This window comes from Nonomuraea polychroma, from assembly GCF_004011505.1.
Classification (GTDB): Bacteria; Actinomycetota; Actinomycetes; order Streptosporangiales; family Streptosporangiaceae; genus Nonomuraea; species Nonomuraea polychroma.
Genome location: NZ_SAUN01000001.1, coordinates 105,060 through 117,030 on the forward strand (window position 1 = coordinate 105,060; position 11,971 = coordinate 117,030).

Below are 11,971 nucleotides of genomic sequence, written 5' to 3' on the forward strand. Positions count from 1 at the left end.
CAGAGGGCAGTAAAGGGACCGCACCATAGTGGCGAGATCAAGGTCGCCGGGGCAGGCGAACACGCGAAGAAAAGGGAGGGGTTACGGAATTGACATCACTTGTGGATACAATTTGTGTATGACACGCATCTGCATGTGGTGGCGGCCGACAGACGGCCGCTGATTTCCCATGCAAGGGCCGTCTCCGGACGGCCCTTCGACATATGCGCGCGGGTCCTCTCCGGGACGGCATCGACCTCAAAGGAGAAGACCGCCATGAAAGACGTGGTGCTCACGGGCGATCGCCCGACCGGTCGGCTGCATCTGGGCCATTACTTCGGCTCGCTGGCCAACCGCGTGAACCTGCAGCACGAATACCCGATGTACGTCCTGATCGCCGACTATCAGGTGATCACCGACCGTGACCTGCCCGGCCGGATCCAGCGCAACATCACTGATTTACTGCTTGACTACCTGGCCGTCGGGCTCGACCCGGCAAAGGTGACGATTTTCCAGCACAGTGCGATTCCGGAGCTGAATCAGCTGCTGCTGCCGTTCCTGAGCCTGGTGTCGGTGGCGGAGCTGCGCCGCAATCCCACGGTGAAGGACGAGATCGCGCACAGCTCGCAGCAGGCGGTCAGCGGCCTGATGTTCACTTATCCGGTGCATCAGGCGGCCGACATCCTGTTCTGCAAGGGCACGCTCGTGCCTGTCGGCAAGGACCAGCTGCCGCACATCGAGGTGACGCGGCTGGTGGCGCGCCGCTTCAACGAGCGTTACGCCGAGGTGTTCCCGCTGCCCGAGGCGATGCTGGGCGAGCGGCCACTGCTCAACGGGCTCGACGGCGGCAAGATGAGCAAGAGCCGGGGCAACGCGATCGACCTGGCGGCCACTGAGGACGAGACGGCCGCGCTGATCCGCAAGGCCCGCACCGACTCGGACCGGCTGATCACGTACGACGAGACGCACCGCCCCGAGGTGGCGAACCTGCTCACGCTGGCGGGCCTCTGCCTCGACCGCCCGCCGCAGGACATCGCCGACGAGATCGGGCACGGCGGCGCCGCCGCGCTCAAGCGCCTGGTCACCGAGGCGGTCAACGAGTTCCTGCGGCCGATCAGGCAACGCCGCCGCGAGCACACCGAGGCCGACGTCAGGCAGATCCTGGCCGCCGGCAACGAGCGTGCTCGCGAACGCGCCATCCGTACCCTCGACGAGGTCAGGGCCGCGATGGGCTTTTGACGACGGCCACGGCGAGCTCGGTGACCACCGAACGCAGCGGGCGGCGGTGGCGGGGGCGGTCGAACCCCGCCGCCCGCAGCATGCGCGCCACCTCCCGGAAGTCCCGCACCCTGCCGCCCGTCGCGACCCGGTAGTTCAGGTCCAGCAGGTCGAGCAGGGTGCGGCTGGCCCGGCCCGGCATGAGGCTGTCGCGGAACTGGTCGCCGATGACGATGGCGCCGCCGGGGTTGAGCGCCGCCGCCACCCGCGCGAAGAGCTTGGCCACCTCCTGGTCGTCCAGGCCGTGCACGATGTTGAACAGCAGCGCGACGTCGTAGCCCTCGCCCAGGTCGTCGTCGAGGAACGATCCGGCGCGCAATGTCAGCCGCGGGTGGTCGGCGGCGGCTTCGAGCGCCTGGGGCAGGTCGAGCACGGTGGCCCGGAGGCCGGGATGCCGGTGCAGCAGCTCCACGCTGAACAGGCCGTGGCTGCCGCCGACGTCGAGCACGTGCCCGCCGTCGCGGGGCACGGGAATGATCCGGGCCGTCGCCGGCGCCTGCCGCCTGGCCAGCGCCGCCGTCCACGCCTGGAACGACCGGGACAACGCGGCGTCGCTCTCCAGCAGCTCGTAGAACGGCGTGACCGGCGACCCGTCCCGCACCGCCTCCGCCAGCCGGGGCCAGATCACGCACGCCGTACGTTCCCAGAACTCCAGCCCCGCCACCAGGGAGGTCGGCGAGTCCGTCGTGAACCACGTGCGCGACGTGCGGGTCAGGCGGTAGCGGCCGCCTTTGACCCGCAGGTAGCCGAGCCCGGCCAGCACGCGTAACAACACCTCGGCCGTCCGGGGATCGATGGTGAGCGTGGTCGCGAGCCCGTCGGCCGTGGACGGGCGCTCGCGCAGGGCGTCGAACACCCTCAGCCGGGCCGCGGCCACGAGCGCGTGCAGGCCCAGGGTGTTGAAGTAGTCGAACATCGGCGGCGCGATCGACAGGCGGTGCGCGGCGGCCTCGAGGGGATTGAAGAAGAGGGGCACACGCCGACCGTAGAACGCCGGCGCCGCTGAGCCCACAGGTGGCACCTAGCGCGTCTGGTAGACCTTGCGCAGCGTCTCGTGCACGATCCACGTGGTCCTGGCGCCCTCGGCCAGCAAGCACACGTCCCCGGGACTCACCTCGATCGTGGTGCCGCCCTCGACGGCGATCGTGGCGCGGCCCGACAGCACGACGAAGATCTCGTCCCGCTCCACGTCCGTGACGACGCCTGGCGTGATCTCCCAGATGCCCCGGCCGTCACCCAGCTCCAGAGACGCCGTGGCGGGATCGCCCGCGACGATCTGCTCGGGATCGAGCGCGTCCGGGGTCAGCCGTACGTCGTGGACGGGCACGGAGAACGCGCCAGCGGTGGCGAGCATGCGGCCGAGGTCGGCCAAATCCGGCATCAGCACGTCAGACATATCGCCCATTCCACCACATCTGCCCGGTCAGCGGCTCTCTCGGCGGAAGGACTCCAGCGCCAGCAGGGCCACGTGGAGCGACAAACACGACTCGACGTCGTCGAGGTCGGTGTCGAGGATGCGCTCGAGGCGGCGCAGGCGATCGTAGAAGGCGGGCCTGGACAGGTGTGCCTTCTGCGCGGCGACCGCCTTGTTGCGCCCCGCGTCCAGGTAGATGCGCAGGATCCGGGTGAGGTCGCCGCCCCGCTGCGCGTCGTGGGCGAGCAGCGGCCCCAGCTCCCGCTCGGCGAACGTCTGCAGCCGCGCGTCGTCCCGCAGGAGGTGGAGCAGCCCGCGCAGGCGCAGGTCGGGAAGCCGGTAGAAGGCCCGGCCGTCGGGCTGGCGCACCGCCACGTCGGCCACCTGCTCGGCCTCCAGGAAACTGCGGCGCACGTCCCTGATGGACTCCACCACCGAACCCGCCGCCAGCACGAATGACGATCCCGGCCGCCACAGCACCCGCAGTCGTTCGGACAGCGCGGTCAGGGCGGGCTCGGCCTGGGTGCGCGGCGGCAACGGCAGAAGAACCCCCACACGTTCCTGGTCGAGGGCTCCGACCAGGGCGGGCAGGCGCGCGTCGCGGCAGGCCCCCGCGGTGGCCTCGGCCAGCTCACCCAGCTGTGCCTGGCCGTCCAGCGCCTGGTCGGCCAGGTCAGTCGGCCGGATGACGACGCTGATCAGCTTGCGTCCCGTCAGTGGCACGCCGACCGCGCGGGCGCGCGCGGCGGCCTCGTCGGGGTCGGAGTAGGCGTGGGTGAGGATGCCGGTGATGATCGTGCCGTGGGCCTGGCGCTCCAGCGACTCCTGATGCCGTTCCAGCAGCCGGCCCAGCGCGAGCGTGGTGGCGGCCCGCTCGGCCAGCACAAGGTCGCGCGGCGACGGCGCCGCGTCGCAGATCAGGATGAGCCTGCCCCAGTCCTGCCCGCGCGCCCCGACCGTGGTGACCAGCCAGCCGGAGGCCGCGTCGTACGCGGTGCGCTCCGCCGTGGCCACCGCTCGCGACCTGGTCTCCCATCCGGCCAGCAGGTCGCCCGCGTCGCGCCCCGCGGACTCGCAGGCCAGCACCTGATGCGCGAGGTTCTCCAGCAACACCGGCCGGTTCGACAGCCTGGCCACCTGGGCGAGCACCTCGGTCGGGGAGGCGCCCTCGACCGACAGCTCGGTGAAGACTTCGTGGAGCTGCTCGGAGGCCCGCAGCTCCTCCAGCTGGATGTCGATGATCCGGGAGTGCACGGACTCGGTGATCTGCACGAACGGGGTCTCCCTCGTCAGCACGATGACCGGCAGCCCGTGTTCCTCGGCCGACTTGACCACCGCGCGCGGCAGCTCGCGTACGAACCTGCGGCCCAGCTCCACGACCAGGCCCGACGCGCCCACGGCGGACAGCTCGCCGATGTAGTCGGCGAGCTTCTCCGGGTCATCGGGAAGCGCGACGCCCGTGGTCAGCACCAGCTCGCCGCCCCGCAGCAGGCTGGCGATGTCGGCGATCTCGCCGACGTGCACCCACCGCACCTTCGTGTCCAGCCGGTCCCCGCCCGCGACCACGCGCGGGCCGCCCCGGCGCACGGTCTCCAGGGCGAGGACGTCGGCAATGGTGGGCAGCACGGGGCAGAGCCTAGCCGATCAACTTGTTAAAACGGCTATGCAGACATTTACCATGTGTCAGGAATTAAGATCCTCTTCGCGGTACTCCAGCCGGGGTTCCCGCACCCGAAGCTCGACCCGGCGGATCTTGCCGGAGATCGTCTTGGGCAGCTCGCCGAACTCCAGCCGCCGCACCCGCTTGTACGGCGCCAGCTCCCGCCGGCAGTGCTCGAAGATCGACCGGGCGGTCTCCTCGTCGGCCTCGAACCCCGGCGCGAGCGTCACGTACGCCTTCGGCACCGCCAGCCGCACCGGGTCGGGGGCGGGCACCACGGCCGCCTCCGCGACGGCCGCGTGCTCCAGCAGCACGCTCTCCAGCTCGAACGGCGAGATGCGGTAGTCGGAGGCCTTGAAGACGTCGTCGGTCCGGCCGACGTAGGTGATGTAGCCGTCGTCGTCACGGGTGGCGACGTCACCCGTGTGGTAGTAACCGCCCTGCGTGGCCTCGGCCGATCCACCGACATATCCCGCCATGAGCCCCAGCGGGCGGCGCTCGTCCAGCGGCAGGCAGATCTCGCCGTCGTTCCCCGGCTCACCGCTGACCGGGTCGAGAAGCACGACGTCATATCCGGGCAGCGGGCGTCCCATCGATCCGGGTTTGACCGGCTCGTCGGGTGCGTTGCCGATTTGTGCGGTGGTCTCGGTCTGGCCGTAGCCGTCCCTGATCGTGATGCCCCAGGCCTTGGCCACCTGGTCGATGATCTCCGGGTTGAGCGGCTCGCCGGCGGCGACGGCCGTACGCAGCGGCAACGTCCATGACGCCAGGTCCTCCTGGATGAGCATCCGCCACACGGTCGGCGGCGCGCAGAACGTGGTGACCCGCTCGTCCCGCAGCACCTCCAGCAGCGCCGGCGCGGAGAAACGCTGGTAGTCGTGGACCAGCACGGTCGCTCCGGCGTTCCACGGCGCGAACACGTTGCTCCACGCGTGCTTGGCCCACCCCGGCGAGGACACGTTGAGATGCACGTCGCCGGGCCGCACCCCGATCCAGAACATGGTCGACAGGTGCCCGGCCGGATAGGACGCGTGCGTGTGCTCGACCAGCTTGGGCTGGGACGTGGTGCCGGAGGTGAAGTAGAGGAGCAACGTGTCGCCCGCCGACGTCGGCGCGTCGGGGGTGAAGTCCTCCTGAGCCTCGTACGCCTCGTGGTACGGCAGCCAGTTGTAGGCGTCCCCCACGGCGATCCTCGTGAACTCCCCGGTGCCGAACTTGCCCGCGTCGGCGGCGTTCGCGATCACGTGAGAGACGCCGCCGCGCTCGATGCGCTCGACGATGTCCTTGGCCGTCAGCAACGTCGTGGCAGGGATGATCACCGCGCCGAGCTTCATCGCGGCCAGCAGCGCCTCCCACAGCTCGGCCTGGTTGCCCAGCATGAGCAGGATCCGGTCGCCGCGGCGCACCCCCTGCTCGTGCAGCCAGTTCGCGACCTGGTTGGAACGGGCCGACAACTCGGCGAAGGTGTAGGCGGCCTGGCTCGACCCCACGATCTTGAGCGCGACGGCGTCGGGCGTCTCGGCGGCCAGGACCCCGTCGAACCAGTCGAGCGCCCAGTTGAACCGGGCGAGCTCCGGCCAGCGGAAGTCGCGGCGGGCGGTGGCGAGGTCGGCGTGGAGGAGGAAGTCGCGGGCGGCACGGAAATCGTCCATGCCCCGGATCCTGCTACGTCGCCAGCCGACGCTCAAGGCCGTCGAGCACCGACACCAGCCCGAAGTCGAAGGCCACCGCCTGGATGGCGCGGGGATCGTCGTAGACGTCCATGTTCATCCGCTCCAGCATGTCGGGGTAGTCCTTGGCGGCCCTGGCCACCATCGCGCGCATCGCGTCGGCGTCGTACTCGTGGTCGGCCATCGCGGAGTTCCAGGCGATCTCGGGCAGCGTCTTGCCGTAGACGTAGGCGGTGAGCGTGCTGCCGGCGTAGTCCACGTCCATGCCCTCGAACCCGGCCAGCCTGAACATCCTGCGCATACGGTCGGCCACCCGCATCGCGTTGGGGCCGAGCGCGGGCAGGCGGCCGAGGAGGTCGGCCGACCACGGGTGGCGCAACATCACGTGGCGCATGCTGTAGGCCAGGGCGGTGGCGGCCGCCCGCCAGCCCACCTCCTCGGGCTCGGGCATGGTCATCTCGCCCCACACCTCGTCGTAGACGAGCTCCAGCAACTCGTCCTTGTGGGCGACGTACCAGTAGAGGCTGGTGGCGCCGGCGCCCAGCTTCGCGCCGAGCTTGCGCATGCTGAGCCCGTCGAGCCCCTCCTGGTCGAGCAGCTCTATCGCCGCGGCGACGATCTCCTCGCGGCTGCGGCCCGGGCTCGCGGCCTTACGCGGCTCGCGAAACCAGACGGACGTGAACTGCTTGGCGCTCATTACCTAAGGATAAAGGCACTCGCACGCTGTACGAGAGTTGTCGTACAGTGTGCGAGTGAAATCGAACACTGTACGAGACCCCCGGCGCTGGTGGATCCTCGTCGTCCTGTGCTTGGCGCTGCTGGTCCTGGTCGTGGACAACACCGTCCTGAACCTCGCCATCCCCTCCCTGAACGAGGAAATGGGCGCGACCCCGTCGGACATCCAGTGGATCATCGACGCGTACGTGCTGGCCTACGCCGGGCTCCTGCTCACCTCGGGCAGCCTGTCCGACAAGTACGGCCGCCGCCTCTTCCTCATCATCGGCCTGGTGTTCTTCGGCGGCGCGTCCCTGCTGGCCGTGCTCGTCACCGAGCCGTGGCAGCTCATCGCCGCGCGGGCGCTGATGGGCATCGGCGGCTCGCTCGTCATGCCGTCCACGTTGTCGATCCTGATGACCGTGTTCGCGGAGGACGAGCGGCGCAAGGCGATGGCCGCCTGGAGCGCCGTGGCCCTGGTCGGCTTGGTGTCGGGTCCGACCCTGGGCGGCCTGCTGCTCCAGAACTACTGGTGGGGCTCGGTCTTCCTGCTGAACGTGCCGATCGCCGCCATCGCCATCGTGGCCGCTGTCGTGCTCATGCCGGAGAGCCGCAGCACCGGCAGGAAGATCGACCCGGTGGGCGTGGTCTTGTCCATCGTGGGCCTGACCGCGGCCGTCTACGTGATCATCGAGCGGGAGTGGAACATCCCCGTCATCGCGCTGGCCGTCCTCGCCATAGGCGCGTTCGTGATCTGGGAGCGCCGGCGGGAGCAGCCGATGTTGCCGCTTCACCTGTTCGCCAACCGCGACTTCAGCGGCGCGTCCTTCTCGATCCTGCTGATGGCGTTCGGCGCGGGCGCCGTGATGTTGATGCTCACCCAGTACCTGCAGTACGTGCTGGGCTATGACGAGATGCGGGCCGGACTCGCCATGCTGCCCTATGCCGTGGCCGCCGCGATCTTCAACGGCGTGGGCGCCGGGCTCGGGCAGCGGCTCAGCAACCGGGTGCTGATCGGCTCCGGACTGCTGCTGATGGCCGGGGGCTTCGTCGTCATGGCCCTGACCACCGGATACCTGCCGCTGCTCGTCGGATTGGTGATCATGGGCATGGGTGGTGGCCTGGCCGGCCCGTCCGCCTACGCCTCCCTCATGGGCGCCATCCCGATGGAGCACGCCGGCGTCGGCTCCGCGCTCAACGACACCGTCCAGCAGGTCGGCATAGCGCTGAGCATCGCCATCCTGGGCAGCGTGCTGGCCGGGCAGTACACCTCGGAGATGCCCGCCGACGTTCCCGCGGCCGCCAGGGAGTCCATCGGCGCCGCCCATCCGATGGGCTACGCCGAGATCGCCAACGAGGCGTTCACCTCCGCGATGCACCTCGGCTCGTGGGTGGGTGCCGCGTTCTGCGTCGCCGCCGCGGTGCTCGCGGTGAGCGTGCTCCGTCCCCGCAAGGCGGTCGCGGCCCCCGAGCCGGTGCAGGTTTAGCGGACACGGGGCTCCCGCATGCTCTCCAGGCTGTCCAGCTTGTGCATGCGCTCGTCGTGGCCGATCTGCCGGAGCAGGTCGGCCACCGAGCGGTAGCGGCCGTATTCGTCGGCGTACGTGCCCGGGTCCGGCACGAAGTCCAGGTCGGGGTTCTCCGCCACGAACGTCATGTACTCGTGCTCGGCGTGGTCCTCGAACTCCGCGTTCAGCCGGTAGCTCCAGTCGGGCCTGATCAGGAACAACACCCAGGACACGTGGTAGTAGAAGAACGCGATCACCCACGGCGCGGCCTTGTGCAGCAACCACGTCTGACGCTGCCCGGCGCGCTGCACCAGGTCCTGCATGATCAGCAGATGCCACTGCTCGTTGTCCTGGTCGGCGCGGGCCTCCACGATCCGCTCGAAGACCCTCTTGGCCAGCGTTGAGCGGCCCGCGTGCCGGTGCACGGCCCAGTAGCCCATCCGCTCCCACGCCTGGTACGGCACCCGCGCGATGATCTCCAACATGGCGAACTTCGTGTACGAGCCCTTCTTGCCGTACATGAGGTCCACCGGCTTGAACATCATCCTGGCCAGCAGGCTGTAGGCCATGCGCGGAGTGTCCAGCGTGTCCTGCTGGGCGCGGCGCAACTGCTCGCGGTCGAGCTTCGGCGGTCCGGACGGCGCCTCGTGGCGGTGGTCGATGGTGATGGTCATCTCGATCTCTCCTTCTGTTCGGATGACCTGATCGTCGCCCAGAGGGACACTCCGGGTCGTCGCCCGCCAGTGGTCATCTTCGATGCCTCCGGCGGCGTAGCCCCGCGGCCCGGCGTACATCGCCAGGCGCACGGGAGATCCCCTAGGGGGTGGATTTACGGGTTGTAACCTGAATTCGCCGCAAGCCGACAGTTTGCGGATAGGAGGACGCGGAACAGGACGGGATACTCGAAGCATGTCGGAGCTTCTCGCGCGCCACCGGGCAGTGATGCCCAACTGGCTGGCACTCAACTACAACGAGCCCATCGAGATCGTCAGCGGTAAGGGCAACCGGGTCATCGACGCCGATGGCAAGAGCTACCTGGACTTCTTCGCCGGAATCCTGACCAACATGATCGGCTACGACGTGCCCGAGGTGCGCGAGGCCGTCGAGCGTCAGCTCGCCACAGGGGTGGTGCACACCAGCACCGTCTACCTGCTGCGCGGCCAGATCGAGCTGGCCGAGAAGATCGCGCGGCTCTCCGGCATCCCTGACGCCAAGGTCTTCTTCACCAACTCCGGCACCGAGGCCAACGAGACGGCGCTGCTCCTGGCGACGTACGCGCGCAAGAGCGACCAGGTGCTCGCCATGCGGCAGAGCTACCACGGGCGCAGCTTCGGCGCGATCAGCGTCACCTCCAACCGGTCGTGGAAGAACAACTCGCTGTCCCCGCTCAACGTGCACTTCCTGCACGGCGCGGACCGGCACCTCACCCAGTTCAAGGGCCTGTCGGACGCGGACTACATCCAGGCCTGCGTGGACGACCTGCGGCACGTGCTGGCCACCTCCGTCTCCAACGACGTGGCCGCGCTGATCGCCGAGCCGATCCAGGGCGTGGGCGGGTTCACGATGGCGCCCGACGGGCTGTTCGCCGCGTACAAGGAGGTCCTCGACGAGCAGGGCATCCTGTTCATCTCGGACGAGGTGCAGACCGGCTGGGGGCGGACCGGGAGCGCGTTCTTCGGCATCGAGAACCACGGGGTCACCCCTGACATGATCACGTTCGCCAAGGGGCTCGGCAACGGGTTCGCCGTGGGCGGCATCGTGGCCCGGGGCGACCTGATGGACGGCCCGCACGCGGTGGGCCTGTCCACGTTCGGCGGCAACCCGATCTCCATGGCCGCCGCCAACGCCACCCTCGACTACGTGCTCGACCACGACCTGCAGGCCAACGCCGCGCGGACCGGCGACATCATCATCCGCGGGCTGCGCGAGGCCGCCCAGCGACTGCCCATCGTCAAGGACGTGCGCGGCAAGGGCCTCATGTTCGCCGTCGAGCTGGAGAGCCCGGCCCAGGCGGCCAGGTTCATGGAGGAGACCAAGAGGGCCGGGCTGCTGGCCGGCAAGGGAGGCCTGTACGGCACCGCCATCCGCATGGCGCCGCCCCTCACCCTCACCGTGGAGGAGGCCGTCGAAGGCCTCGGCATCATCGTCACCGCCCTCGAAACCATCAACGCAGAGGCAGCAGCGCAGTGAAGTCCGTCAAGCACTGGATCAACGGAGCCCTCGCGGACGGCGATCCCGCGCGTACCGCGGAGCTGTTCAACCCGGCCACCGGTGAGGTGAGCGGACACGTCTCCCTCGCTTCCGTGGCCGACGTGGACGCGGCCGTGGCGGCCGCCGTCGCCGCCTTCCCCGCCTGGCGGGACGCCTCGCTGGTCAAGCGGTCCCAGGTGCTCTTCCGCTTCCGCGAGCTCATGTACGCCCATCGCGACGAACTGGCCGCCCTGATCTCCGCCGAGCACGGCAAGGCGCACTCCGACGCGCTCGGCGAGGTCGCCCGCGGCCTGGAGGTCGTGGAGTTCGCCTGCGGCATTCCGCACCTGCTCAAGGGCGGCTACTCCGAGGGCGTCTCGACCCGGGTCGACTCCTACTCGATCCGCCAGCCGCTCGGGGTCGTGGCCGGGATCACGCCGTTCAACTTCCCCGCCATGGTGCCGATGTGGATGTACCCGATCGCGATCGCCTGCGGGAACACCTTCGTGCTCAAGCCGTCGGAGAAGGACCCGTCCGCGTCGCTGCTCATGGCGCGGCTCTGGCAGGAGGCCGGGCTGCCGGACGGCGTGTTCAACGTCGTACAGGGCGACAAGGTCGCCGTCGACCGGCTGCTGGAGCACCCGGACGTGCGGGGAGTGTCGTTCGTCGGCTCCACGCCGATCGCCAAGTACGTCTACGAGACCGGCACCGCGCACGGCAAGCGGGTGCAGGCGCTCGGCGGCGCCAAGAACCACATGCTCGTGCTCCCGGACGCCGACCTCGACCTGGTGGCGGACTCGGCGGTGTCGGCGGGGTTCGGCTCGGCGGGGGAGCGGTGCATGGCGATCTCCGTCGTGCTGGCCGTGGACCCGATCGGCGACGAGCTCGTCCAGAAGATCGTGGAGCGGGTCGGCAAACTCGTGGTCGGCCCTGGCGACGATCCCAAGTCCGAGATGGGCCCGCTGGTCACCGCGGCGCACCGCGACAAGGTCGCCTCCTACCTGGACCTCGGCGTCGAGGAGGGCGCCAAGCTGGTCGTGGACGGCCGCGAGACCCCGGTGCTCGGCGGCGGCACGGCGGCCGGGACGCCCGGCTTCTGGCTCGGCCCGACGGTGCTCGACCACGTGCCCGCCGGCTCGCGTACGCACACCGACGAGATCTTCGGTCCGGTGCTCTCGATCGTGCGCGTCGGCTCGTACGAGGAAGGTCTGGAGGTCATCAACGGCGGCCTCTACGGCAACGGCACCGCGATCTTCACCAACGACGGCGGCGCGGCCCGCCGTTTCCAGAACGAGGTCGAAGTCGGCATGGTCGGCATCAACGTGCCCATCCCGGTGCCGATGGCCTTCTACAGCTTCGGCGGCTGGAAGTCCTCACTCTTCGGCGACACGCACGTGCACGGCACCGAGGGCGTGCACTTCTACACCCGCGGCAAGGTCGTCACCTCCCGCTGGCTCGATCCCTCGCACGGCGGGGTGAACCTGGGATTCCCCACGAACGGGTAAGCCGCGATTCCGGCCGGGAGCGACGTGCGCCCTCCCGGCCCCGTCCCCGGTAA

Annotated in this window: 10 protein-coding genes; 4 read left to right on the forward strand and 6 right to left on the reverse strand. The window is 69.5% G+C overall.

What is annotated here, in order from left to right:
* Positions 1-255 precede the first annotated feature (255 nt).
* Positions 256-1,218 (forward strand): tryptophan--tRNA ligase, encoded by a 963-nt coding sequence (gene trpS / locus EDD27_RS00490; RefSeq protein WP_127930544.1) that lies wholly within the window; start codon positions 256-258, stop codon positions 1,216-1,218.
* Here trpS and EDD27_RS00495 read toward each other — a convergent pair.
* The 5 genes from EDD27_RS00495 to EDD27_RS00515 are packed head-to-tail and all read right to left on the reverse strand — an operon-like array spanning position 1,196 to position 6,698.
* On the reverse strand, positions 1,196-2,233 hold the full coding sequence (locus EDD27_RS00495; protein ID WP_127930545.1) for a methyltransferase: 1,038 nt from the start codon (positions 2,231-2,233) through the stop codon (positions 1,196-1,198). The two genes, trpS and EDD27_RS00495, sit on opposite strands and share 23 nt — an antisense overlap.
* 45 nt (positions 2,234-2,278) lie before the next feature.
* Positions 2,279-2,653, reverse strand: a complete 375-nt coding sequence (locus EDD27_RS00500; RefSeq protein ID WP_127930546.1) for a cupin domain-containing protein — start codon at positions 2,651-2,653, stop codon at positions 2,279-2,281.
* A gap of 27 nt (positions 2,654-2,680) precedes the next feature.
* A complete protein-coding gene (locus tag EDD27_RS00505) occupies positions 2,681-4,297 on the reverse strand; it encodes a PucR family transcriptional regulator (RefSeq protein ID WP_127930547.1) in 1,617 nt (538 codons plus the stop codon).
* Between the two features lie 57 nt (positions 4,298-4,354).
* Positions 4,355-5,983, reverse strand: a complete 1,629-nt coding sequence (locus EDD27_RS00510) for an AMP-binding protein (RefSeq protein ID WP_127930548.1) — start codon at positions 5,981-5,983, stop codon at positions 4,355-4,357.
* A 13-nt stretch (positions 5,984-5,996) separates the two neighbouring features.
* Positions 5,997-6,698 carry a TetR/AcrR family transcriptional regulator gene (locus EDD27_RS00515; protein WP_127930549.1) on the reverse strand — a complete coding sequence of 234 codons (702 nt, stop codon included), beginning with the start codon at positions 6,696-6,698 and terminating at the stop codon, positions 5,997-5,999.
* Between the two features lie 55 nt (positions 6,699-6,753).
* On the opposite strand from EDD27_RS00515, the gene EDD27_RS00520 reads away from it, so the two are divergent.
* Entirely contained in the window at positions 6,754-8,202 is a 1,449-nt protein-coding gene (locus tag EDD27_RS00520; protein ID WP_127930550.1) for an MFS transporter, read from the forward strand.
* Here EDD27_RS00520 and EDD27_RS00525 read toward each other — a convergent pair.
* Positions 8,199-8,897, reverse strand: a complete 699-nt coding sequence (locus EDD27_RS00525) for an alternative oxidase (RefSeq protein ID WP_164903400.1) — start codon at positions 8,895-8,897, stop codon at positions 8,199-8,201. The genes EDD27_RS00520 and EDD27_RS00525 overlap by 4 nt on opposite strands.
* Before the next feature lie 235 nt (positions 8,898-9,132).
* On the opposite strand from EDD27_RS00525, the gene EDD27_RS00530 reads away from it, so the two are divergent.
* Both EDD27_RS00530 and EDD27_RS00535 read left to right on the forward strand, forming a co-directional pair.
* Positions 9,133-10,413 carry an aspartate aminotransferase family protein gene (locus EDD27_RS00530; RefSeq protein WP_127930552.1) on the forward strand — a complete coding sequence of 427 codons (1,281 nt, stop codon included), beginning with the start codon at positions 9,133-9,135 and terminating at the stop codon, positions 10,411-10,413.
* Complete coding sequence (locus EDD27_RS00535; RefSeq protein WP_127930553.1) at positions 10,410-11,918, forward strand: CoA-acylating methylmalonate-semialdehyde dehydrogenase; 1,509 nt, start codon at positions 10,410-10,412, stop codon at positions 11,916-11,918. The genes EDD27_RS00530 and EDD27_RS00535 overlap by 4 nt, the downstream gene beginning before the upstream one ends.
* Positions 11,919-11,971: the final 53 nt, after the last annotated feature.